The following is a 24,286-nucleotide window of genomic DNA, read 5'->3' as shown; positions in this document are numbered from 1 at the left end:
GTCTTCTCCCTGCTGGAGGCGCGGGTTCACCCCCATCCTGAACGAAACCGTTTCGTTCATCAAGGTGTCGTGCCTCACGTAGAGCCGGAGCGGGCCCGAGTTCCGCCAGGGCCGGTGGCGTCAGGACGAGTTTGCGTTCGACGGGCCGAAGAACTCGATCTCTGCGATGGACGCCTGCTTGCTCGCGGAGGTCTGGTAGGCCGACTCGATGGTGAAGCGGACCGCGGTGACGTCGCCGACGCGGAACGCCCGGCGCTGGCCGCCCGCGCCCTGGTCGAGGGTGGGTTCACGGGTCGTGGTCCTGCCGTCGGCCGTGGTGACACGCGCCTCGACATGGTGCGGGAGCGCCGACTGGGAGAGCTGGTCGGGGCGGGTCGAGACCCCCGGCGTGACGACCAGGTCCAGGAGCCGCGTCGGCTCGGCGAAGCGTGCCTCGATCCACTGACCTTGGCCGGACTCCGAAACCCCGGGTCCACACCATGTGTTGTTGAGCTTGTCGAAGGCCGGCTCGGGCTTGTGGCCCGGGTAGGAGTGGGATGCCTTCACACCGTCCGGGGCCACCGGGGCACGCTTGGCGAAGTGGTCGCGGGTCGCCTGGACCCTAATTCGTTGATAGCGGCGCGGGTTGGCTTCTCGAAGTCGACCTGGCTGTTCGACAGCGGGACCGTCACGCCTTCCTGGACCCCGGCCCATGAGGCCTTCACTGACAGTGGTGGGCGGTGCCGGAGGGAGCCGGTCCGGCGGGGAGAGGGCTGCGGGGGGTCTGCGGTGCGTCCCCGGTCCGGCCCTTGCCCGACTGCTGCTGTGTCCGCACCGCCTCAACGCAGCCGCGGCAGGTACGGCGGGCGGGCCGTCCACGGACTCCTGATCCTTTTGCCGCCCGGGCCACACCGGGACGTCGGCTCCCGTACACCTGCCGGTCCGCATCACCGCGCCCGCGACGGACACGACCGCACCCCGAGGCAGTTTTGAACATGTTCAATTCTCGGCGTACGCTCTGGTCATGAGCGACAGAGCCGCCCTGCTCAAGGGCATTCGCGTCTGGCTGGTCTCCTTCGTCGTGTGTCTGGTGCTCAGCGGTGCCACCGCCTTCGCGCTGGTGCACGAACTGCGCTGGACGGAGGACGCCCTGCGGTCCCTGTCCGTGCCGGAGCATCTGCCGGGCCTGATGGACTGGATCTCGCGGGTGAGGCAGGGCCTGGACACCGCCGACGCCGAGTACCCCTTCGTCCTGTACGGCACGGACTGGCTGGCGTTCGCTCACCTCGTCATCGCCGTCGCCTTCTACGGTCCCTACCGCGATCCGGTCCGCAACATCTGGGTGGTCGAGTTCGGGATGATCGCCTGTGCCGGGATCGTCCCGCTCGCGCTGATCTGCGGACCGATCCGCCAGATCCCCTTCTGGTGGAGCCTGATCGACATGTCGTTCGGGGTGTTCGGGATCGTCCCGCTGTACGTCGTACGGAAGAAGATCAAGCGGCTGGAGGCACTGACCCCGGCTCCCGCGACCGCGCTCGCTACTTGAGCGCCGCCAGGGCGATCCGCTGCGCCACCGGGTTCATGTCCTCGCCCTTGGCGTCCGTCGAGCCGACCGAGTAGACGAGGGTCCGGCTCAGGTCGCGGGTCCCGCCGAGCACCGCGCTGTAGCCGTACCGGGCACCGGACTTGAGCCAGTAGACCCGGCCCTGGTACGCGAACCGCTGGAGCCCGGCACTGTAGGTGGCGCCCTTGATGCCCGCCGGGACCGTGAACATCTCCTCCAACTGCGATCCGGGCACGATCCGGCCCCGGAAGAGCGAGGTGAGCAGGCGTTCCAGGTCCGCCGTCGTGGAGATCATGTCGCCGGCCGCCCACCGGTCCGCCTGGTTCCACTCCGTCACGTCCACGAACTGCGTCGTCCCGTCGGGCCGCTGCACCGCCTGGTAGCCGTGGTTGTGCGGGCCGTGGATACGGGGGTCCGTGCCCGGGAAGTACGTGTCCCGCATCCCGGCCGGGCGCAGCACGAGCCGGGTGGCCTCCGAGGCGTACGAGTGTCCCGTCACCTTCTCGATCAGCAGGCCGAGGATCGTGTAGTTGATGTTGAGGTAGTCCTGCTTCCGGCCCGGGCGGAACTCCGGCCCCTTGGCCACCGCCGACCTCACGACCTGCTCCGGGGTGATCGTGTCGAAGCGGTGCGCGTACTGGTCCTCGAAGGAGTCGCCCCAGCCGTCACACGCCCGGATGCCGCTGGTGTGGTTCAGCAGCTGCCGTACCGAGATCGGCTCGAAGTCCCGGGTGAGCAGCCCCGGAAGGTAGTGCTGGATCGGCGTGTCCAGGTCGATCCGGCCCTGCGCGGTGAGTTTGAGAACGGCCGCGGCCGTCACCACCTTTGTCGTCGAGCCGGCCCGGAAGCGGGCGTCGGGGTCCGCCGCCCGGCCGCTCGCCAGGTCGTGCACGCCCGCGCTGCCGCGCCAGCTGCCGTCGGTGCCGCCGACCCGGACCAGCGCGACCGTGGCGTCCGCGTCGGGCAGGCCCGCGAGCGCGGCGCGCAGGGCCTCGGCGTCCGGGCCGGCCGTGGCGGGTGCCGAGACCGGGGCCGTGGTGGCGAAGGCGGGGGCGGCCAAGGACGGGGCCGCCGCGAGGGAGAGGGTGAGGACGAGGGAGGAGGCGGTGAGGACGGTGGCGCGGCGACTGACGTGCATCGGGTGCTCCTGAGGAGATCGGGGCCGGGCTGCGAGAAGTTCGTGATCATCCTCCGGTCGTTCGGCGACGCCCGGATCGTCGGCGGGGAGGGCATGCGGCCCTGGTACCTCCCCCAGCAAGTCGCCTGTTCCGCAAGGGTGTTGTCCGGGTCGGCCCCCTAGGGGCGCGGATTGCGGAGACCGTCGGACATCGCGGCCGGCGAAAAAGTGTTATTCCGGAGGCACTCACTCCGTCTCCGCACTGTGATCCCGGACATTGCCAACATGACGTCCCCGGTTGAGAGGGTGCGGGCATGAGGACGGACGTGCACGGGCGGCAGTGGCGCGCCACCATCGAGGCCGCGCAGGCGGGCGACCGGCGGGCGCTGGACGAACTGGTCGAGGGCTGGCTGCCGCTGGTGTACAACGTCGTCGGCCGCGCCCTGAACGGCCACGCCGATGTCGACGACGTCGTCCAGGAGACCATGATCCGCGCCGTCGGCAACCTCGGCGCGCTCCGCGACCCGGACAGCTTCCGGTCCTGGCTGATGGCCATCGCCATGCGGCAGATACGGGACCGGGCCCGCCGCAGACCGACACAGCCGCTGGACGAGAGCGTGCCGCAGGACACCGCCGACTTCGCCGAACTCACCGTGCTGCGACTGCAGTTGGAGGGTCAGCGGCGCGAGGTCGCGGAGGCGGTGCGCTGGCTGGACGCCGAGGACCGGCAACTGCTGTCGCTGTGGTGGCTGGAGGTCGCGGGCCGGCTGACCCGGCGCGAGCTGGCGGCGGCCCTCGGCATCAGCCGACAGCACGCGGCCGTACGGGTCCAGCGGATGAAGGAGCGGTTGGAGACCTCGCGCGGCATCGTGCGCGCCCTCGACGGGGCGTGCCCCGAACTGCGGGAGCTGACCGTCCGCTGGGACGGGCGGCCCGACTCGGTGTGGCGCAAGCGGCTGGCCCGGCACATCAGGGGCTGCGGCTACTGCGGCGACACACGCGAGTCCGTCGTACCGGCCGAGCGCCTCCTGGCCGGCATCGCCCTCGTGCCGGTCCCGGTGGGGTTCACGCTGTCGCTGGCCCTCGGCGGCAAGACGGCGGTCGCCGCCACCTCCGCGGGCTGGTCCGCCAAGGTCCTGGGCGCCCTGACCAAGCCCGCCGTGGCGGTGACGGCGGGCGCGACGATCGTCGCGGGGGGCGCCTACGTCGTCGTACAGACCCCGGACGACCCGCCGCCGCGCGTGGCCGTCACCCCCACGGCCGCCGTCACCGGCGCACCACCCGCCCGCACACGCCCGCCCTCGCCCACCCCGTCGGCCTCACCCTCTCCTTCGCAGCGGACCGCGAAGGCCGAGCTCTACGGCTCGGTCGTCGACGCCGTCGATACGGCCCCCGACCCGAACGCACGGCCCGCCGCTCTCCCGCGCCGCCCCGAGACCGGGATCACCAGCACCGGCGGGGCCAAGGCCGTCATGCAGCACCGCGGGGAGCACGTGACGCTCAGCGGCAAGGGATACGTCCTGGTCCGCTGGCAGATATCACCGAAGTACCGGCCCGGAGCACTGGTCATGCCGGCCTGGACCGGACTGGAGGGCAGGCTGTTCCATGTCGCGTCGGGCGGCGGGCGCCGGATGGACGACGCGCTCGCGGGCAGCCCCGACGGCTACGCGACCGGCATGGGCGGCCCGGCCATCGGCTACGCCGTGCTGCCCGACGGCACCCAGCAGATGTGGCAGAACGAGTACTTCTACCTCGACGGCACGGTCACCCTCACCCAGAACGAACGGGGCTGCGACTACGGCATCATCGTCTTCCCGTCGACCTGGGACGCGGTGAGCCAGGACATCGACACCGGGCCCGCGCAGGGCGCGATCCGCTACGGCCTGGTGCGCGACGACGGCAAGGACTCGGCACCCGTGCCGCAGTACGTCACCCGGACGACCCCGGCCGACGCGGCGACGGTCGCTCAGCGCTCGCGCGTGTGACCCTCGCCCTCGCCGGCGCCGCGCAGTGCGCACAGGGAGTCGATGCGGTTCGTGGTGATCGAGTCGACGCCCAGGTCGACCAGGCGGCGCATGGAGCGGCGGGTGTCGGGGGTCCAGACGGACAGGAGGTGGCCGCCGCGATGGACGCGGGCGGCCAGGTCGTGGTCCACCAGCGCGAAGCGGTAGTTGAGCCAGCGCGGGCGCACCGCCGCCAGCAGCGCCGGACGCGGCGGGGCGAGGCTCTTCCAAGTCAGGGCGATCTCGGCGGACGGGTCGGCCGCGCGCACCGCGAGCATCGCCTCGGCGTCCGCGCAGTAGTAGGCGCGTTCCTGCGCCCCGCACTGGCGGACGACGTCCAGGACGGCGCGAGCGGTCCTGCGGTCGACCCGCCCCGGCAGGTCGACCAGCACCCGGCTGCCGTCCGTCGCGGCGAGCGCGTCCGCCAGCGTCGGCACCCCGCCCGCCGTGAGCCCGCGCACCTCGTCCGCGGACAGCGACCGCAGCGGCCGGTCGTGCTCCCACAGCCGCTTCAGCGTCTCGTCGTGCAGCAGCACGGGTACGTCGTCGCGGGTGAGCCGTACGTCGAACTCGACCGCGTCCGCGCCCTGCTGGAGCGCGGAACGCAGCGAGTCGAGCGTGTTCTCGCGGAAGCGGTAGGGGGCGCCGCGGTGGGCCACGGCGGTCAGGGTCTGCATGGGCCCATTGTGCTGCGCGTCAGGGCGCGAGCCACGCAGAGGTGTACGTGTCGATCTCCTCCGCGATCCGGGCCTTGCCGGCCGCGTCCAGGAAGGAGGCCTCGACCGCGTTCTTCGCCAGGTCGGCAAGGCCCCGCTCGTCGAGCTTGAGCAGCCGGGCGGCCACCGCGTACTCGCTGTTCAGGTCGGTGCCGAACATCGGCGGGTCGTCGGAGTTGATCGTGACCAGGACCCCGGCCCGGCTGAACTCCTTGATCGGGTGCTCGTCGAGCGTGCGGACCGCGCGGGTGGCGATGTTGGAGGTCGGGCAGACCTCCAGGGCGATGCGGTGCTCGGCGAGGTGGGCGAGCAGTTTCGGGTCCTGTGCCGAGCTGGTGCCGTGCCCGATGCGCTCGGCGCCCAGCTCCCGCAGGGCGTCCCAGACCGTCTCGGGCCCCGTCGTCTCGCCGGCGTGCGGCACGGACCGCAGTCCGGCGGCGATGGCGCGGTCGAAGTACGGCTTGAACTGCGGCCTCGGTACGCCGATCTCCGGCCCGCCGAGCCCGAAGGACACCAGTCCCTCGGGGCGGATCCGGTCGTCGGTGGCGAGCCGTGCCGTCTCCTCGGCGGCCTCCGGACCCGCCTCGCCGGGGATGTCGAAGCACCACCGCAGCACGGTCCCGAACTCGGCCTCGGCCGCCTTCCGGGCGTCCTCGATCGCGTCCATGAAGGCGCGCTCGTCGATGCCGCGCCGGGTCGAGGAGAACGGCGTGATGGTCAGCTCGGCGTAGCGCACCTGCTGCCTGGCCAGGTCACGAGCCACCTCGTAGGTCAGCAGACGTACGTCCTCCGGAGTGCGGACGAGGTCGACGACGGACAGATATACGTCGATGAAGTGGGCGAAGTCCGTGAAGGTGAAGTAGTCGGCCAGGGCCTCGGGGTCGGTGGGGACCTTGGAGTCGGGGTGGCGGGCGGCCAGCTCCGAGACGATGCGCGGGGAGGCGGAGCCGACGTGGTGGACGTGCAGTTCGGCCTTGGGCAGTCCGGCGATGAAGGCGTGCGGATCGCGGGCGGCGGTGTCGGTCAAGGGTCCCTCCCCGGGAACGGCGCCGGCGGACCGTGGTCCGGGCGCGGGTGATCGGCTGATCGGTGATCCGGGGTCATCGTAGGCCGGGCCCGAGAGCGGCGGGTGCGCCCCGTAGCATGACGGGACGCAGAGCAGAGGGGATCCCAGGCAATGGCCGACGAGGTGCCGCAGTCACCGGAGAACACCGCCGAGAACCGGCCGACTCCTCGGGACGACACCTCGCACGACTCAGGCTCCCCGGGTGCCTGGGCGACACCCGCCGATGGGGGACCTGCCGACGCGGTCCCGTCGTCCGGGTCGTCTGGTTCTCCCGCGTGGGGTGTGGCTTCCGGGGTGCCTCTGGACGAGCCCGCGAGCGGGACCGGGGCCGAACACCCTGTGCCACCGGCGGCGCACCGGCCCGACTCCGGCCCTTGGGCGCCACCCGCCGATGGGGGACCTGCCGACGCGGTCCCGTCGTCCGGGTCGTCTGGTTCTCCCGCGTGGGGTGCGGCCCCCGGGGTGCCCCTGGACAAGGCGGCGAGCGGGACCGGGGCCGAACACCCTGTGCCACCGGCGGCGCACCGGCCCGACTCCGGCCATTGGGCGCCACCCGCCGATGGGGGACCTGCCGACGCGGTTCCGTCGTCCGGGTCGCCTGGTTCTCCCGCGTGGGGTGTGGCTTCCGGGGTGCCTCTGGACAAGCCCGCGAGCGGGACCGGGGCCCAGGGCCCCGTGCCACCGGCGGCGCACCGGCCCGACCCCAACCCCTGGGCGCCCCCGGCCGACGACACCCCGGCGGCCCGCCCCGGCCCCGGTGACACGGTGTTCTCCGGCGGGACCGGGACCCCGCCTCCGCCCTCCGTCCACGACCAGCAGACGATCGCGTCCTTCCCGAACGAGGCCGCACCCCCGGCCTGGGCCAACCCCTTCGCGTCCCCGACGCCCCCGGCACCGAGCCCCTTCGCCCCGCCGGCCCCCGCCTCCGCCGCGGGAAACCCCTTCGCCCCGCCCGCCGCGGCAGGACCTCACCCCCGGGACGCCCTCGTTCCGCCGCCGCCCATAGCCCCCGACGGTCCGGGGCAGCTGCCGTACGGCTACCCGGGCGGGCCCGCCGGGTACGGCTACCCGGGCGGGCCCGCCGGGTACGGCTATCCGGCACCGCACGGCGCCCCGGCCGGCTACTACGGATGGCCGGGCATGCACCCCATGCCGAGCAACGGCATGGGTACGGCCGGGCTGGTGCTGGGCATTCTGGCGGCCATCACCTTCTGCCTGTGGCCGCTGGCCCTCGTGCTGGGCGTGCTGGGCGTGATCTTCGGCGGGATAGGCCGTGGCAAGGCCCGCCGCGGTGAGGCCACGAACCCGGGTCAGTCCCTGGCCGGCATCATCTGCGGCTCCGCGGGCATCGTCCTCGCCCTGGTGATGGTCGCGTTCGAGATCGCGAACGCCACCTGACCCTCGCAGAGAGCCGACAAGCGCCGACGACGCCCGTAGGGGAGACCTCAGACGCCCCCGGCGATCCGCTCCCGCGCCTCCATCAACGCGAACCCCAGCAGATTCGGACCCCGCCACCGCTCCGGGTGCATGGCCGCCTCGTCGTCCGCCGCGAGCCCGATGCCCCACACACGGTCCACGGGGCTCGCCTCCACCAGCACGCGGCTGCCCGTGCCCAGCAGGAACCCGCGCAGGTCGGCGTGCGCGGTGAACTTGTGGACGCTGCCCTCCACGACGATCCGGAAGCGCTCCCGCTCCCATATCGCCTCGTCGAAGCCGCGCACCAGCCGCCCGGCCTTCTTGGCCACGGAGGGATGGCCGGCCGCCAGAATCCGTCGCTCCGCCTCCGCGTCCCCGAAGAGCCGCGCCTTGCCCGCCATCATCCAGTGCTCGGCCGTCGCGTAGGCGACGTCGTCGACCACGAACGGTGACGGCCACCACTGACTGAGACAGCTCGCCCCGATCTGCCCGTCGGGGCGCGGCCGGTGCCCCCAGAAGTGCAGATATTTGATGCGCGTACCCGCGCGAACTTCCCTGGTCAGGGATTCCAAACTAGCGATCTTCCCCATGCATGCGAGTGTGGCACGCACCACTGACACTCCGTCCTGCCTTTTCCGTGCCGACTCGACACCTGGTCGACAGATTCCGTCGCGTAACCAAAAGGCAACAACGGAATCACTTGTTGGACTCCCCTTGCTCTGTCAGGATCGGCACTCAAATCGAGCTGGAGCTACGCCACCCGCCCCCCTGGGACGGGACGACGGCGGAGGAGAGCGACATGGACAACCCGGGCACCGCGATCCCGGAACGATTCCCGGCGCAGGAGCGCCTCGCGGACGGTGCACAGTTCATTGCCGGACGCCTGACCAAGGGGACGTCCGGCCGCCGCCACGCCGTGGTCGACCCCGCCACCGGCGAGGAGGTGTACACCTACGAACTGGCCGGGACCGACGACGTGGACGCCGCGGTCGCCGCGGCCCGTGCCGCCTTCCCGGGCTGGGCCGGTCTCACCCCCGGCGAGCGCTCCGACGCGCTGCACCGCTTCGCCGCCGTGCTCGCCGACCGCGCCGAGGAATTCGCCCGTGCCGAGTCCCTGCAGTGCGGCAAGCCGCTCAAGCTGACCCGGGAGTTCGACGTCCCGGGCACGATCGACAACATCGCGTTCTTCGCGGGCGCGGCCCGGCATCTGCAGGGGCAGTCCGCCGGTGAGTACTCCGGCGACCACACGTCGTACATCCGCCGTGAGCCCATCGGGGTCGTCGGGTCCATAGCGCCCTGGAACTACCCGCTCCAGATGGCCGCCTGGAAGATCCTCCCGGCGATCGCCGCGGGCAACACCATCGTGCTCAAGCCCGCCGAGCTCACACCGCTGACCTCGCTGCTGTTCGCCCAGGCGGCCACGGACGCCGGGATCCCCGACGGTGTCGTCAACATCGTGACCGGCACGGGCAGGGAGGCAGGTGAGCACCTCGTCGGCCACCCCGACGTGGCCATGACCTCCTTCACCGGCTCCACCGGCGTCGGCAAGCGCGTCGCCGAGATCGCCACCGCCACCGTCAAGCGCATCCACCTGGAGCTCGGCGGCAAGGCCCCGTTCGTCGTCTTCGACGACGCGGACCTGGAGGCGGCGGTCAACGGCGCGGTCGCCGGTGCGCTCATCAACACCGGGCAGGACTGCACGGCCGCCACGCGCGCGTACGTACAGCGGCCGCTGTACGACGCGTTCGTCGAGAAGACCGCGGAACTGATGGAGAGCGTCCGGCTCGGCGACCCGTTCGCCGCCGGCACCGATCTCGGCCCGCTCATCTCGCACGTCCAGCGCGACCGCGTGGCCGCCTTCGTCGACCGGGCGCGTGCCTACGCGCGCGTGGTGACCGGCGGCGAGGCTCCCCAGGCGGAGCTCAAGAACGGCGCGTACTATCGGCCGACCCTCGTCGCCGACGCGCCCCAGGACAGCGAGATCGTCCAGTCCGAGATCTTCGGTCCGGTGCTGGTCGTTCTGCCGTTCGACAGTGATGATGAGGGCATCCGGCTGGCCAACGACACCCCCTACGGCCTCGCCGCCTCGGCATGGAGCCGGGATGTCTACCGGGCGAACCGCGCCACCCGCGAGATCAAGGCGGGGTGTGTATGGGTCAACGACCACATTCCGATCATCAGTGAGATGCCGCACGGCGGCTATAAGCAGTCCGGCTTCGGCAAGGACATGTCGACGTACTCGTTCGAGGAGTACACGCAGGTCAAGCACGTTATGTTCGACAATGCGGCGGTAGTCCGCAAGGACTGGCACCGCACGATCTTCGGGGACCGCTAGCGACAACAGGCCGCACGACCCGCGGCCACCACCTCCCGAAAGGGCACCAAGCGCATGGAGCAGTACGAGCCCGACCGCCTGACCGCGGCCCAAGCGGCCGCCATGCGGCGCAGCCTCCGCAATGGCAGGGCGGCCATGACCCGCCGATCGTTGTTGCGCGCCTCCGCAGGGGGCGCGCTCACAGTCGGCGGACTCGGGGCGCTGAGCGCCTGCGGTATCCCCGCGGCCGGCAAGACCCAGGGCGGCACGTCCGCCGAGGACCACTCGAAGCAGGAGAAGGTCGTCAACTTCTCCAACTGGACCGAGTACATCGACCTCGACGACAGCGGCAAGCACCACCCGACGCTGGAGACGTTCGCCAAGCGGACCGGCATACAGGTCAAGTACACCGAGGACATCAACGACAACAACGAGTTCTTCGCCAAGATCAAGCCGCAGCTCGCCGCGGGTCAGGACACCGGTCGCGACCTCGTCGTCCTCACCGACTGGCTGGCCGCCCGGATGATCCGCCTGGGCTGGGTCCAGAAACTGGACCCGTCCAACCTGCCGCATGCGTACACCAATCTGTCGCCGCAGTTCCGCAACCCCGACTGGGACCCGGGCCGCGCCTACTCGTATCCGTGGCAGGGCATCTCGACCGTGATCGCCTACAACAAGAAGGCGCTCGACGGCATCGAGGTGAAGTCCATCTCGGACCTGCTCGACAACCCCAAGCTCAAGGGCCGCGTCGGTTTCCTGTCCGAGATGCGCGACAGCATCGGCATGACGCTGCTCGACATGGGCAAGGACCCGGCGAACTTCACCGACGACGACTTCGACGCCGTGATCGCCCGGCTGCAGAAGGCCGTCGACAAGGGCCAGATCCGCCGCTTCACCGGCAACGACTACACGTCCGACCTGACCAAGGGCGACCTCGCGGCCTGTGTCGCCTGGGCCGGAGACGTCGTCCAGTTGAAGTCGGACAGCCCGGACGTCGACTTCGTCATCCCCCACAGCGGCTACATGACGTCGACCGACAACCTGCTGATCCCCAACAAGGCGCGCCACAAGACGAACGCCGAACGGCTCATCGACTTCTACTACGAGCCCGAACAGGCCGCCGCACTCGCCGCCTACATCAACTACGTGAGCCCGGTCGACGGCGTGAAGCCCTACCTGGCGAAGATCGACAAGGGCGCGGCGGACAATCCGCTGATCCTTCCCGACAAGGCCATGCAGGCCAAGTCCCATGCCTTCCGCTCGCTGAGCCAGAAGGAAGAGACGGCCTACGAAGAGAAGTTCGCGAAGCTCACAGGGGCGTGACGATGATGACGACAGACACCAGCGGCGACGTCCGCCTCACCGGGATCAGCAAGACCTACGGCTCCTTCACCGCCGTACACCCGCTCGACCTGACCGTGCCGCAGGGCTCCTTCTTCGCCCTGCTCGGCGCCTCGGGCTGCGGCAAGACCACCACCCTGCGCATGATCGCCGGCCTGGAGGAGCCATCCTCCGGCACCGTGCACCTCGGCGAACAGGAGGTGACGCACCTGCCGCCGTACAAGCGGCCGGTGAACACCGTCTTCCAGTCGTACGCGCTCTTCCCGCACCTGGACATCTTCGAGAACGTCGCCTTCGGCCTGCGCCGGCGCGGGATCAAGAGCGTCAAGAAGCAGGTCGAGGAGATGCTCGACCTGGTCCAGCTCGGCGAGCAGGCCCGCAAGAAACCGCACCAGCTCTCCGGCGGTCAGCAGCAGCGCGTCGCCGTCGCCCGCGCGCTGATCAACCACCCCAAGGTGCTGCTCCTGGACGAGCCCCTCGGCGCCCTCGACCTCAAGCTGCGCCGCCAGATGCAGCTGGAGCTCAAGCGCATCCAGACCGAGGTCGGCATCACCTTCATCCATGTCACGCACGACCAGGAGGAGGCCATGACCATGGCCGACACGGTCGCCGTGATGAACGCGGGCCGGGTCGAGCAACTCGGCGCGCCCACCGACCTGTACGAGAACCCGCAGACCACGTTCGTCGCCAACTTCCTCGGCACCTCCAACCTCATCGAGGCCGAGGTCGACGGCAAGAACGGCGGGGACATCGTCCTCAAGGCGGGCGGCGGCAAGCTGGTGCTGCCCGAGGCGCGCTGTTCCGCCCCGACGCGCACCGGCGGCAAGGTGCTCGTCGGCGTCCGCCCGGAGAAGATCTCCCTCACGCACGCCGACGACGCGGGCTCGATCCCCGAGGGCCGCAACCGCATCAGCGGCAAGATCGCCGACTCCAGCTTCATCGGCGTCTCCACGCAGTACGTCATCGACAGCGCCGTCTGCCCCGAGTTCGAGGTCTACGCCCAGAACATCGAGCGCGACGCCCGTCTGGTGCCGGGAGCCGACGTGGTCCTGCACTGGAGCCCCACCCACACCTTCGGTCTGGACGCGGACCAGGACATCGACGCGGGCGTGGAGACGGTCGACGAGGAGGCCGCCTGAGATGGCCGCTGTCACCGAGGCGCCACCCCTGACGCCGACCCCCGAGAAGAAGCCCCCGCGCAAGCGCGGCAGGTGGACCCCCTACTGGCTGCTGCTGCCCGGCATCCTCTGGCTGATCATCTTCTTCGCGCTGCCGATGCTCTACCAGGCCTCCACGTCCGTGCAGACGGGCTCCCTGGAGGAGGGCTACAAGGTCACCTGGCACTTCGTGACCTACTGGGACGCGCTGGCCGAGTACTGGCCGCAGTTCCTGCGCTCGGTCTTCTACGCCGCCGCCGCGACCGTCCTGTGCCTGCTGCTCGGCTACCCGCTGGCGTATCTGATCGCCTTCCGCGCGGGCCGCTGGCGGAACCTGATCATGATCCTGGTGATCGCCCCGTTCTTCACCAGCTTCCTGATCCGCACCCTGGCCTGGAAGACGATCCTCGCGGACAACGGCCCGGTCGTCGGCGCCCTCAACACGCTGCACGTCCTGGACGTCACCAACTGGCTCGGCTGGACCGCGGGCGACCGCGTCCTCGCGACGCCACTCGCCGTGGTGTGCGGTCTGACGTACAACTTCCTGCCGTTCATGATCCTGCCGCTCTACACCTCGCTCGAGCGCATCGACGGCCGGCTGCACGAGGCCGCGGGCGATCTGTACGCCAAGCCCTGGACGACCTTCCGCAAGGTCACCTTCCCGCTGTCGATGCCCGGTGTGGTCTCCGGAACGCTGCTGACGTTCATCCCGGCGGCCGGCGACTACGTCAACGCCGAACTCCTCGGCTCCACCGACACCCGAATGATCGGCAACGTCATCCAGACGCAGTTCCTGCGCATTCTGGACTATCCGACGGCCGCCGCCCTCTCCTTCATCCTCATGGCCGCGATTCTGCTCATGGTCACGATCTACATTCGCCGGTCCGGGACGGAGGATCTGGTCTGATGCCCTTCGTCAACTGGCTCAAGCGCCATCTCGTCGTCATCGCGGGACTTCTGACGCTCGCCTATCTGCTGCTGCCCAATGTCGTCGTCACGGTGTTCTCCTTCAACAAACCGAAGGGGCGCTTCAACTACGAATGGCAGCAGTTCTCCACGGACGCCTGGAAGGACCCGTGCGGCGTCGCCGACATGTGCGGCTCGCTGTCCCTCAGCCTCCAGATCGCCCTGTGGGCGACGATCGGCGCCACGCTCCTCGGCACGATGATCGCCTTCGCCCTGGTCCGCTACCGCTTCCGCGCACGCGGCGCGGTGAACTCGCTGATCTTCCTGCCCATGGCCATGCCCGAGGTCGTCATGGCCGCCTCGCTGCTCACCCTGTTCCTCAACATGGGCGCCCAGCTGGGCTTCTGGACGATCCTGATCGCGCACATCATGTTCTGCCTCAGCTTCGTCGTCACCGCGGTCAAGGCGCGCGTGATGTCGATGGACCCGCGCCTGGAGCAGGCGGCACAGGACCTGTACGCCGGTCCCGCGCAGACCTTCCTGAGGGTCACCCTGCCCATCGCGGCCCCCGGAATCGCCGCGGGCGCGCTGCTCTCCTTCGCGCTCTCCTTCGACGATTTCATCATCACCAATTTCAACGCGGGCTCGACCGTCACCTTCCCCATGTTCGTGTGGGGCTCGGCGCAGCGCGGCACGCCCGTTCAGATCAACGTCATCGGTACGGCCATGTTCCTGGTCGCCGTACTGCTCGTGCTGACCTCGATGGTCGTCACGAATCGCCGCAACAAGCAAAAGGCATGACCGGAAGAACTCTGTAGGGAGTTGAAATCATGGCCCCAAGCGCCATGACCCGTTGGACCAAGTCTCTTTCCGAAGCACAGCCGGTCCCGTACTGGCTCGAAGACCCCGGCAAGCCCCACCCCGAGCCCGCCCTCACCGGCGCCGAGACCTGCGACCTGCTGGTCGTCGGCGGTGGCTACAGCGGACTGTGGGCCGCGCTGGGCGCCAAGGAGCGCGACCCGCAGCGGGACGTGGTGCTGCTGGAAGGCCGCGAGGTGGGCTGGGCCGCCTCGGGCCGCAACGGCGGCTTCTGCGCCGCCTCCCTCACCCATGGACTGCCCAACGGTCTCGCCCGCTGGCCGGACGAGATCCACACGCTCCAGGAGCTGGGCGAGCGCAACCTCGACGAGATCGAGAAGGCGGTCGCCCGGCACTCCCTCGACTGCGAATTCGAGCGCACCGGCGAGATCGACGTCGCCACCGAGACCTACCAGGCGCGGGAGCTGCGCGACTGGCACCGGGAGCTGAAGGACAAGGGCCTGGCCGACGGCATCGAGTTCCTGGATGCGGACGCCGTGCGCGAGCAGGTGAACTCGCCGACCTTCGAGGCGGGGCTGTGGGACCGCCGGGGCGTGGCCATGCTCCACCCGGCCAAGCTCGCCTGGGGTCTGAAGCGCGCCTGCCTCCAACTGGGCGTGCGCGTCTACGAGCACACGCCCGCCCTGGACCTGAAGCCGTACGGCGCGGGCATGGCCGTACGCACCCCGTACGGCTCGGTGCGCGCCCGCCGGGTCGCGCTGGGCACCAACATCTTCCCGAGCCTGCTCAAGCGGGTCCGGGCCTACACCGTGCCGGTCTACGACTACGCCCTGATGACCGAGCCGCTCACCGAGCGACAGCTCGCCGAGATCGGCTGGCGGGGCCGCCAGGGCCTCGGGGACAGCGCCAACCAGTTCCACTACTTCCGGCTGTCGGCCGACAACCGGATCCTGTGGGGCGGGTACGACGCGATCTACCCCTACGGCGGCCGCGTCCGCGCCGAGTACGACGACCGCCCCGAGACCTACGCCAAGCTCGCCGGGCACTTCTTCACCTGCTTCCCGCAGCTGGAGGGCGTCCGCTTCACGCACGCGTGGGGCGGCGCGATCGACACCTGCTCACGCTTCTCGGCGTTCTTCGGCACCGCCCACCAGGGCAAGGTGGCGTACGCGGCGGGCTACACGGGCCTCGGCGTGGGCGCCACCCGGTTCGGCGCCGATGTGATGCTGGACCTGCTGGCGGGCGAGGACACCGAGCGCACGCGCCTGGAGATGGTCCGCAAGAAGCCGCTGCCCTTCCCGCCCGAGCCCTTCGCCTGGACCGGCATCGCCCTCACCAAGTGGTCGCTGGCCCGCGCGGACGAGCACGGCGGGCGGCGCAACCTGTGGCTGCGGACGATGGACCGGCTGGGGCTGGGCTTCGACAGCTGAGCCCTGCCGGGCGAGGTCCGGTTCACTCCAAGGAGGGACCGCAACCCGCGTAATGCCTGCTGAGGACCTCCCTCTCTCCTGCTGACGCGACCGCGTCGACGGGAGAGAGGGAGGTCTTCCCATGGCTGGAGTGAAGTCGGCGGTCGAGTGGCTGGCATCGGTCGCACCGGATCCCGAGGCCTGCCGCTGGGAGTGGGAACGCAACCCTCGTGGGGTCACGCTCCTTCCGGCAGGCAAGGCGTGGGACGTGCTCGACGTGCCGGGCGCGCTCGGCCGCCCTGCCCTCGACGTGCTCACCCGCATACTCGACCACCCCGGCCCGGTGCTGGTCGACCTCGCCGACGAGCGGATGGGCTTCTTCGTACCACCGGGCACAGCCGAATGCTGGCTCGGCACGGGCATCCGCACGATCGGTGCGGGCACCTGGATCACCGTCCCGTACCCGACCCGTCCGACCGACGCGCTCCGCTGGCTGATCCCCCCGGACGGCTCCGGCACGCTCACCGATCCGGCGCTGTTGGAAGTGGCGTTGCACGAGGCGGCGGCCCGCCTGGCGACGGATGAGGGCGGGTAGTGGGCCGGTCGGCGGTAGACGGTCGTCGTGCCGGGTGCGTTCGGCCGGCGTGGTCCGCCGGCTGGTTTCGCCGGATGGTTCCGGCGCGCTCTCCGATCCGGTGCTGTTGGAAGTTGCGTTGCACGAGGCGGGGGCGCGTCTGGCGATGGATGAGGGCGGGTAGTGGGTACGGCGGTCCTGCGGCGCGTCTTTGATGCTCTGTCCGTCGTGGTCGTCGGCGTGCAGCACGGCGGGGCCGGGCGTGAGTCGTGGGTGCACATGGGCGCGGGCGCCCCGGCGGGCGTGCAGGCACGGGCCGTCACCGGGGGCGGCGCGCGGTTCGGCCATGCTCGCCGCCCCGATCCGCACGGGCGGTTCCCCGACGCGCAGCGACGGGCTCGTGCCGGTGACCGGCGTCCGGCGCCAGGGCGCGCACCCCTCCGGGCGTGGCCCAGGGCACCGTGGCCCGCAGTCGCTCGCCGGAGGTCTTGACAACCGGATTGGTCTGGACCAAGTTGAGCGCACTCCACCCTCCAATCCCCCCATGCCCGGAGGCACTTGTGGATCGCGTCAGACCTCGCACCAGATCCCTCCTCGCCGCGCTCACGGCGGCGCTTCTGGCCGTACCCGGCATCACCGTGCTCTCGACGGCCGCCCGTGCGGCCGACGCCGACCTCGCCAGGAACGGTGGCTTCGAGTCCGGTCTCGACGGCTGGAGCTGTACGGCGAACAGTGGTGCCACCGTCAACTCTCCTGTGCACGGCGGCACTTCGGCCCTCCAAGCGACACCGGCCGGCAGTGACAACGCCCAGTGCGCGCAGACCGTGACGGTGAAACCCGACTCCCAGTACACGCTGTCCGGCTACGTCCGCGGCTCCTATGTCTACCTCGGCGCCGGCGGCACCGGCACCACCGATGTCTCCACCTGGACCCAGTCGGCCCCCGCCTGGCAGCAGCTCAGCACGACCTTCCGCACCGGCGCCGCCACCACCAAGGTCACCATCTACACCCACGGCTGGTACGGCACCGGCGCCTACTACGCCGACGACATCTCCCTGACCGGCCCCGGCGTCGACCCGGGCCGGCCGCCCGCGGCCCCGACCGGTCTCAAGGCGGGCACTGTCACCTCCTCCACCGTCGCCCTGTCCTGGACGGCGGTCACCGGCGCCACCGGCTACGCGGTCTACCGCAACGGGGTCAAGGACCGGACGGTGAGCGGCACTTCGGCGACCGTGACCGGCCTGACGCCCTCGACGGCGTACGGCTTCCAGGTCACCGCCGTCAACGACGCGGGCGAGTCCGCGAAGTCCGCGACGGTGACCGCCACGACGACCGCCGGATCCGGCGGCTCGACCGACCTGCCTGCGCACGCCCTGGTCGGCTACCTCCACACCACCTTCGCCAACGGCTCCGGCTACACCCGTCTCGCCGACGTCCCCGACAGCTGGGACGTCATCGACCTGGCCTTCGGCGAGCCGACCACGGTCACCTCCGGCGACATCCGCTTCAACCGCTGCCCGGTCACCGAATGCCCGAACGTCGAGAGCGACGCCGACTTCAAGGCGGCGGTCAGGGCCAAGCAGGCGGCCGGCAAGAAGGTGCTGATCTCCATCGGAGGCCAGAACGGCCAGGTGCAGCTGACCACCACGGCGGCCCGTGACACCTTCGTCTCCTCCGTCTCCAGGATCATCGACGACTACGGCCTCGACGGTCTGGACATCGACTTCGAGGGCCACTCGCTGTCGCTCAACGCCAACGACACGGACTTCAAGAACCCGACGACACCCGTCGTCGTCAACCTCATCTCGGCCCTGAAGACCCTCAAGGCCCGCTACGGCGCGAAGTTCGTCCTCTCCATGGCCCCAGAGACCTTCTTCGTGCAGCTGGGCTACCAGTACTACGGCACCGGCAAGTGGGGCGGCCAGGATCCGCGCTGCGGGGCCTACCTCCCGGTCATCCACGCCCTGCGCGACGACCTGACGCTCCTGCACGTCCAGGACTACAACTCGGGCCCGATCATGGGCCTCGACAACCAGTACCACTCGATGGGCGGCGCCGACTTCCACATCGCCATGACCGACATGCTCCTCACCGGCTTCCCGGTCGCGGGCGACGCCAACAACGTCTTCCCGCCGCTGCGCCCCGACCAGGTGGCGATCGGCATGCCGGCGTCCACCAACGCGGGCAACGGCTATGTCTCCCCGTCGGAGGTCACCAAGACCCTCGACTGTCTGACGAAGAGGTCGAACTGCGGCTCGTACGCCACCCACGGCAGCTGGCCCGCCCTGCGCGGCCTGATGACGTGGTCGGTCAACTGGGACCGGTTCGCCAACTGGGAGTTCCAGAAGACCTTCGACGCGTACTTCGGCTGAGGAACACCCACAGCGCGAACAGCAGCACGGAGCACAGACACCAACTGGCCACGACGTCCAGCGGCCAGTGGTAGCCGCGTCGGATCAGCCCGAAACCGACACCGAGGTTGACCACGGCACACCCGGCCACCAGCAGCCGCCGGGCGAGCGCCGTGACGAGCCAGGGCAGGAGGATCAGCGTCGCCGCGCCGTATGCGACGGTCGCGGTGGCCGTATGGCCGGACGGGTAGAAGCCGCCCGCCCAGGGCATGACCGGGGTTCCCGGACGGTCGGTCCACGCCTTCAACGGCACGACGATCGCCGGGACCAGCGCCATCAGGACGGCGGCGGCGACCGGTGGCAGCCACCAGCGGTCGCCGCCGTCGCGGCGGCCCAGCCAGAGGACGAGGCCTATGGCGACCGCGAGCACCGGAACCGCCACCTGCACATTGCCCAGGTCGGAGAGGGCCGCCGAGAACCGGTCGGGATGGACGAGGGCGCGGCTCACCCGCTCGTCCACGCGAAGCAGCGGGCCGTCGGCCATGACCTGCCAGGTGATCAGCACGAACAGGAGGATGGGTACAGCGGTCACGGGCCACAGCCTCTCAGGAGTCCTCATCAGCGCTGCCGCGACTCCTTGAGAACCTCGATTCCCACCCGATCGGTGTCTTCCGGATCGCCGTTGAGCCGGTGGACCACGACCCAGCGGCCGTCGTTCGTCGCCCCGGCGAAGACCGACGCGTCGCGGGTGGCCCCGTTGTGCCAGCGCAGCGGCCCGGCCGTCTGCCAGGTCGGGGCGGGATCGCCCAGCCGGCGCTCCACGAGCAGACGCACGAGCAGATCTGCGGCCGCTCGCGGAGTGGCCCACAGACCCCCGGCCGGCAGGATCGGGCCCCGCATCGTCCAGGGCCTGCGGGTCCCCCCGAACAGACCCGGCGCCAGCAGACACCGCGCGGGATCGGGGTCGGCGCTCACCTCGGCCACGTCCAGCGGCCGGAGCACATGCTCGGTGACCAGTTCCTCGTACGAGGTGCCGGTGGCGGCGGCCAGGGCCGCGCCGAGAACGGCGTAGCCGAGGTTGGAGTACTCCTCCTCCTGGCCCGCGGGCCGGATCGCGATCGAGTCGAGCCGGTTCAGCACGTCGCGCAGCGCGCGGTCGTCGAACGGCGTGTACGGGTCCCGGCCGGCGGCCTGGGGTGGCAGCCGGGGGAGGCCGGAGGTGTGGTCGGCCAGTTGCCGCAGGGTGATCCCGGTCCCGGGGGCGGCGGGCAGCCAGCGCTCCACGGGGTCGTCGAGGGTGAGGGCGCCGGCTGCCGCCAAGCGCATGAGCGCGGTGCCCGTGAGGACCTTGGTGAGGGAGCCGATCTGTACGAAACGGTCGACGGCATGGCCGTCGCCGACCTTCGGCGGCTCGGAGTCACTGAGGACACATGTCGGAATGCGACGCATGGTCACCAGTGTCGGAGAAGGAGGTCGGCCGCCCCGGAACAGGGGGGGGTAGTTCCGGGGCGGCCGTCCGGATCGGAACGCCGCGCGCCCCGGGGGGTTTGGGGCGGGCGACTGTCCGATCGGTGAGGAGATTCCGAAGCCGAAGGCCCCGGTTGTGTGCGCGAGGGCACGACCAGGTCGAAGCTGGGGAGGCGACGGCCTGATGTCGCCCACAGTCCCCTGTGGGCGGGTGTATCTCTCATCTGAGGAAGAACCTACGGCAGGGGGTGGCTCCAAGACAGACGGAATCGCGTCCCGCCATCCACCTCGCACACCTTCTTCACACGGCCTGACGCTGGGCGTCGGACTGCGCCTCAGATACGCGCGAACGCCTGCTCGATGATGTCGAGGCCCTCGTTCAGCAGGTCCTCGCCGATGACCAGCGGGGGCAGGAAGCGCAGCACGTTGCCGTAGGTGCCACAGGTCAGGACCAGTAGGCCCTCCTGGTGGCAGGCCTTGGCGAGGGCGGCGGTGGCCTCCGGGTTCGGCTCCTTCGTCGTACGGTCCTTGACCAGCTCGATGGCGATCATCGCGCCACGGCCGCGGACGTCGCCGATGATGTCGAACTTCTCGGCCATCGCGCCCAGGCGCGCCTTCATGACCGCCTCGATGTTCTTCGCCTTGGCGTTGAGGTCGAGCTCCTTCATGGTCTCGATGGAACCGAGCGCACCGGCGCAGGCGACCGGGTTGCCGCCGTAGGTGCCGCCGAGGCCGCCGGCGTGCGCGGCGTCCATGATCTCGGCGCGGCCGGTGACGGCGGCGAGCGGCAGACCGCCCGCGATGCCCTTGGCCGTCGTGATCAGGTCGGGGACGATGCCCTCGTCCTCGCAGGCGAACCACTGGCCGGTGCGGCAGAAGCCCGACTGGATCTCGTCGGCGACGAAGACGATGCCGTTGTCGTTGGCGAACTTCACGATCTCCGGCAGGAAGCCCTTGGCCGGCTCGATGAAGCCGCCCTCGCCGAGCACCGGCTCGATGATGATCGCGGCGATGTTGTCCGCGCCGACCTGCTTGGACATCTGGTCGATGGCCATCTTGGCGGCCTCGGGGCCCGCGTTCTGAGGGCCGGTCGGCCAGCGGTAGGCGTAGGCGACCGGGACGCGGTAGACCTCGGGGGCGAAGGGACCGAAGCCGTGCTTGTACGGCATGTTCTTGGCGGTGAGCGCCATCGTCAGGTTGGTCCGGCCGTGGTAGCCGTGGTCGAACACGACGACGGCCTGGCGCTTGGTGTACGCACGCGCGATCTTGACGGCGTTCTCGACGGCCTCGGCGCCCGAGTTGAACAGCGCGGACTTCTTGGCGTGGTCACCCGGGGTGAGCTCGGCGAGGGCCTCGGCGACCGCCACATAGCCCTCGTACGGGGTGACCATGAAACAGGTGTGGGTGAAGTCGGCCAGCTGGGCGCTCGCACGGCGTACGACGGCCTCGGCGGAGGCGCCGACCGAGGTCACGGCGATGCCGGAGCCGAAGTCGATGAGGCGGTTGCCGTCGACGTCCTCGATGATGCCGCCGCCCGCGCGCGCGGTGAACACGGGCAGCACGGAGCCGACGCCCTGCGCGACCACGGCGGTACGGCGGGCCTGCAGCTCCTGCGACTTCGGGCCGGGGATGGCGGTGACGACGCGGCGCTCCTGCGGAAGTGCGCTCATGAGGGGCTCCCGGGGGTATTACGGACTCTTGTCTTCTTTTCTCGCAGGCTAGGACCGGGAATGGGGGGTGGGCATGCTCCATGTGGGCGTTGTCAGGACCTGCGGTTGTCCGCGGTGGACATAGCGGGGTGACGGCACGGTCGGGCCCGGGCCGGACCGCTCGGCCGCGTAAGCGGTGAACTCCCCTTGCGGGGGCGTTAGATTGACTCGCTGATGGTGCACGATACGGCTGGTCAGGGGGAAAGGGCGATGGACAGCGACGGGACGCAGGACACGCGGGGTACGCATGCGAATCCCGTACCGCGTCCGGCGATGCCGCAGGACGCTCCCGCGGTGCCCCGCGAGGCGCCCTCGGCACCGCCCCGGCCGACCCGGGCCCCAGGGGTTCCCCCGCTGCCCGACGGCTCGGCGTTCCTGGCCTGGCTGCGGGCGCCCCGGCCGGACGCGGCACCGGGAGTGTGGCGGTTCGGGCACCGGCCGCGGCCGAAGGAGGAGCCCGAGCAGATTCCGGCGCGGCAGCTGCTGAGCGGTGCGCTCATCGCCTTCCTGGTGGGGTGGCTGCTCTGGTCGCTGCTGTGGAACGGCTACCTCGGCGGCTGGTGGGTGCTGCCCCTGGAACTCCTCACCCCGGACTCCTGGCGGCACAGCGGCGACCGGGTCGGGAACGCCGTCCTCTGGTACGGCTACTACACGCTCATCGCAGGCGCGATCATGCTCGCCGTGGGCCGTCTCGGCCGCTGGGGCGAGGTCTGGCGGCGCTACGGCCCCCCTGCCTGGACCCGGGCCGTGCCCACCGCGGAGAAACCGCCCGCCCCGGAGGAGGACCCCGCCCAGTGGCCCCACCTGCGCGCCGCCGGGGCCGCCGACGCCGCCGACCGGCTCGCCGCCGAGGCCCGCTCCGGGCTGATGCGCGACGTCGACCTCGCCCGTATCGCCCGCGCCTGGCAGGGCGTGCGCAGCGGCCGGCACAGCCTCGCCGCCTTCACCACCGCCGTCGTCAAGGACGGCGCCGCCGCCTGTCTGCACCCCTCGGGGGAGCGGGACCTGCCGGGCCGCCTCGCCCGGCACGACCTGGTCACCGGGCAGGTGCGGCTCGGGACCACCGCGGACGACCCGCGCAACCCCTACCACTACCGCGGCTCCGGACTCGCCCTCGGCACCGACCTGCTCGGCACCTCCCTGCTCGCCGTCGGCCCGGCCGGCTCCGGCAAGACCGGCAGCGTCGTCCGGCCGCTCGCGGAGTCGCTGTGCCTGCACGCGCTCGCCGGACGGGCCTCCGTCGTGGTGGTCGGCGCGGCGGGCGCCGGGCTCGGCACGTCCGACGCGTACGACGTCGTCGTACGGATCGCCCATCCCGAATCGGTGTACGACCTCGATCTGTACGGCGGCACCACCGACCCGGACGAGGCCGCCGCCATACTCGCCGAGGCCCTCGTCGGCGATCTCGCCGACCCGCACCCGGGAGGCGACAGCCGCCGCTCCACCACCGTCCTCGCCCAGTTGCTCGGCCCGTTCCGGGCGGTCCACGCCCGCTTCCCCTCCGTACCGGAGCTGCGTCAGCTGCTCGACGGGACCCCCGGTCCGCTGGCCGCGCTCCGCAAGGCGCTGCAGGACACCGGGCAGGAGTCGCTGCTGCGCGAACTCGACGCGCGCGAGCGGCAGTTGGGCCACCCCGGGGACGTGGGCGCGGTGCTCGCCGACCGGATCGCACTGCTCGACCGGCCCGCCTTCGCCGGGTTCTTCGACACCTCCGGGCAGTCCCGGCCCTTCTCGCTCAAGGCGCTCGACCACCCGGTGCGGGTCCGTATCGACCTGCCCGAGCGCGGGCACGCGGACGCCTCGCGCATCCTGGCGCGGCTGGTGCTCGCCCAGTTCACGGCGAGCGTGGCGGTACGGGAGGACCGGTCGCTGTTCGCCTGCCTGCTGCTGGACGACGCGACCGGAGCGGTGACCCCGGAGGCCGTGCGCGGGATCCAGCGGCTGCGCTCCGCCAATGCCGGTGCCGTGCTCACCCTGCGCACCCTGGACGACGTACCCCGGCCGCTGCGCGGGCCGCTGCTGGGCGCCGCCGGGTGCCGGATGGCCCTGTCCGGGCTCACCCCGTGGGACGGTCAGGACTTCGCCGAGGTGTGGGGCAAGGAGTGGACCGAGGCGCGGGACGTGACCGACCGGCAGATCATCGCCGAGACCCCGGCCGGCAAGGCCGTGCACGTGCTGCGCCGGGTGATCACCGGCAAGGCGCCGACCGCGCGGGCGGTGACCGTCCGGCAGGTCGAGCGGGAGCGCTGGTCGGCGTCCGAGCTGGCGCATGGGGTGCCGCCGGGGCATGCGGTGCTGTCGCTCACGAACGTCAAGGGCGAGCACGCCCCGCCTCTGCTGGTGGACCTCCGCGGCTGAGGTCCGTCCATAAGGTCACC

18 protein-coding genes and 2 pseudogenes are annotated in these 24,286 nt (G+C 70.9%); 12 read left to right on the top strand and 8 right to left on the bottom strand.

All coding sequences use genetic code 11. The annotated features are described in order from the left end of the window. Positions 1–120 precede the first annotated feature (120 nt). Positions 121–600, bottom strand: a pseudogene (locus ACFY1J_RS34095) (NADase-type glycan-binding domain-containing protein); the annotation flags it as partial. Between the two features lie 403 nt (positions 601–1,003). On the opposite strand from ACFY1J_RS34095, the gene ACFY1J_RS34090 reads away from it, so the two are divergent. Further along, complete coding sequence (locus ACFY1J_RS34090) at positions 1,004–1,525, top strand: hypothetical protein (RefSeq protein ID WP_390712370.1); 522 nt, start codon at positions 1,004–1,006, stop codon at positions 1,523–1,525. Here the strand turns inward: ACFY1J_RS34090 and ACFY1J_RS34085 are convergent. Next, complete coding sequence (locus tag ACFY1J_RS34085; RefSeq protein WP_390732545.1) at positions 1,518–2,681, bottom strand: serine hydrolase domain-containing protein; 1,164 nt, start codon at positions 2,679–2,681, stop codon at positions 1,518–1,520. The two genes, ACFY1J_RS34090 and ACFY1J_RS34085, sit on opposite strands and share 8 nt — an antisense overlap. Positions 2,682–2,974: 293 nt before the next feature. On the opposite strand from ACFY1J_RS34085, the gene ACFY1J_RS34080 reads away from it, so the two are divergent. Next, the gene (locus ACFY1J_RS34080; protein ID WP_390712372.1) at positions 2,975–4,645 is read left to right on the top strand and encodes an RNA polymerase sigma factor; all 1,671 of its coding nucleotides are present in this window, start codon (positions 2,975–2,977) and stop codon (positions 4,643–4,645) included. Here the strand turns inward: ACFY1J_RS34080 and ACFY1J_RS34075 are convergent. After that, positions 4,627–5,340 (bottom strand): glycerophosphodiester phosphodiesterase, encoded by a 714-nt coding sequence (locus tag ACFY1J_RS34075; protein WP_390732544.1) that lies wholly within the window; start codon positions 5,338–5,340, stop codon positions 4,627–4,629. The two genes, ACFY1J_RS34080 and ACFY1J_RS34075, sit on opposite strands and share 19 nt — an antisense overlap. 19 nt (positions 5,341–5,359) lie before the next feature. Continuing rightward, positions 5,360–6,541: pseudogene (locus tag ACFY1J_RS34070) on the bottom strand (adenosine deaminase). A gap of 534 nt (positions 6,542–7,075) precedes the next feature. On the opposite strand from ACFY1J_RS34070, the gene ACFY1J_RS34065 reads away from it, so the two are divergent. Further along, positions 7,076–7,843 (top strand): DUF4190 domain-containing protein, encoded by a 768-nt coding sequence (locus tag ACFY1J_RS34065; protein ID WP_390732543.1) that lies wholly within the window; start codon positions 7,076–7,078, stop codon positions 7,841–7,843. Positions 7,844–7,890: 47 nt separating this feature from the next. Here ACFY1J_RS34065 and ACFY1J_RS34060 read toward each other — a convergent pair whose 3' ends face one another. Further along, complete coding sequence (locus ACFY1J_RS34060; RefSeq protein ID WP_390712375.1) at positions 7,891–8,451, bottom strand: NADAR family protein; 561 nt, start codon at positions 8,449–8,451, stop codon at positions 7,891–7,893. A gap of 209 nt (positions 8,452–8,660) precedes the next feature. On the opposite strand from ACFY1J_RS34060, the gene ACFY1J_RS34055 reads away from it, so the two are divergent. The 8 genes from ACFY1J_RS34055 to ACFY1J_RS34020 all read left to right on the top strand — a co-directional run bounded on the left by ACFY1J_RS34055 (position 8,661) and on the right by ACFY1J_RS34020 (position 18,753). Beyond that, a complete protein-coding gene (locus ACFY1J_RS34055) occupies positions 8,661–10,196 on the top strand; it encodes a gamma-aminobutyraldehyde dehydrogenase (protein ID WP_390712376.1) in 1,536 nt (511 codons plus the stop codon). A 54-nt stretch (positions 10,197–10,250) separates the two neighbouring features. Further along, positions 10,251–11,498 (top strand): PotD/PotF family extracellular solute-binding protein, encoded by a 1,248-nt coding sequence (locus ACFY1J_RS34050; RefSeq protein WP_390712377.1) that lies wholly within the window; start codon positions 10,251–10,253, stop codon positions 11,496–11,498. Between the two features lie 5 nt (positions 11,499–11,503). Continuing rightward, positions 11,504–12,655, top strand: a complete 1,152-nt coding sequence (locus ACFY1J_RS34045; RefSeq protein ID WP_390712440.1) for an ABC transporter ATP-binding protein — start codon at positions 11,504–11,506, stop codon at positions 12,653–12,655. Position 12,656: 1 nt separating this feature from the next. After that, on the top strand, positions 12,657–13,580 hold the full coding sequence (locus ACFY1J_RS34040) for an ABC transporter permease (protein WP_390712378.1): 924 nt from the start codon (positions 12,657–12,659) through the stop codon (positions 13,578–13,580). Further along, positions 13,580–14,380 (top strand): ABC transporter permease, encoded by an 801-nt coding sequence (locus ACFY1J_RS34035; RefSeq protein WP_316757771.1) that lies wholly within the window; start codon positions 13,580–13,582, stop codon positions 14,378–14,380. The genes ACFY1J_RS34040 and ACFY1J_RS34035 overlap by 1 nt, the downstream gene beginning before the upstream one ends. A 29-nt stretch (positions 14,381–14,409) precedes the next feature. Beyond that, positions 14,410–15,828, top strand: coding sequence for an NAD(P)/FAD-dependent oxidoreductase (locus ACFY1J_RS34030; protein WP_390712379.1), 1,419 nt, complete (start codon positions 14,410–14,412; stop codon positions 15,826–15,828). Positions 15,829–15,949: 121 nt separating this feature from the next. Beyond that, positions 15,950–16,402 (top strand): bifunctional DNA primase/polymerase, encoded by a 453-nt coding sequence (locus tag ACFY1J_RS34025; RefSeq protein ID WP_390712380.1) that lies wholly within the window; start codon positions 15,950–15,952, stop codon positions 16,400–16,402. 539 nt (positions 16,403–16,941) lie between these two features. Then, complete coding sequence (locus ACFY1J_RS34020) at positions 16,942–18,753, top strand: chitinase (RefSeq protein ID WP_390732542.1); 1,812 nt, start codon at positions 16,942–16,944, stop codon at positions 18,751–18,753. On the opposite strand, the gene ACFY1J_RS34015 is transcribed toward ACFY1J_RS34020, so the two are convergent. The 3 genes from ACFY1J_RS34015 to gabT all read right to left on the bottom strand — a co-directional run bounded on the left by ACFY1J_RS34015 (position 18,692) and on the right by gabT (position 21,869). Then, positions 18,692–19,351, bottom strand: a complete 660-nt coding sequence (locus tag ACFY1J_RS34015) for a phosphatase PAP2 family protein (protein WP_390712382.1) — start codon at positions 19,349–19,351, stop codon at positions 18,692–18,694. The two genes, ACFY1J_RS34020 and ACFY1J_RS34015, sit on opposite strands and share 62 nt — an antisense overlap. Beyond that, entirely contained in the window at positions 19,351–20,181 is an 831-nt protein-coding gene (locus ACFY1J_RS34010) for a serine hydrolase domain-containing protein (RefSeq protein ID WP_390732541.1), read from the bottom strand. Before ACFY1J_RS34010 ends, ACFY1J_RS34015 begins: the two co-directional genes overlap by 1 nt. Positions 20,182–20,534: 353 nt before the next feature. Next, positions 20,535–21,869 (bottom strand): 4-aminobutyrate--2-oxoglutarate transaminase, encoded by a 1,335-nt coding sequence (gene gabT / locus ACFY1J_RS34005; protein ID WP_390732540.1) that lies wholly within the window; start codon positions 21,867–21,869, stop codon positions 20,535–20,537. Between the two features lie 249 nt (positions 21,870–22,118). Between gabT and ACFY1J_RS34000 the strand changes: the two genes are divergently transcribed. Beyond that, on the top strand, positions 22,119–24,266 hold the full coding sequence (locus ACFY1J_RS34000; RefSeq protein ID WP_390732539.1) for an ATP-binding protein: 2,148 nt from the start codon (positions 22,119–22,121) through the stop codon (positions 24,264–24,266). Positions 24,267–24,286 lie beyond the last annotated feature (20 nt).

The organism is Streptomyces sp. NPDC001406, assembly GCF_042895285.1.
Classification (GTDB): domain Bacteria; phylum Actinomycetota; class Actinomycetes; order Streptomycetales; family Streptomycetaceae; genus Streptomyces.
Note: the sequence above shows the minus strand (reverse complement) of the source record. Positions and strands in the feature narration are given on the sequence as shown.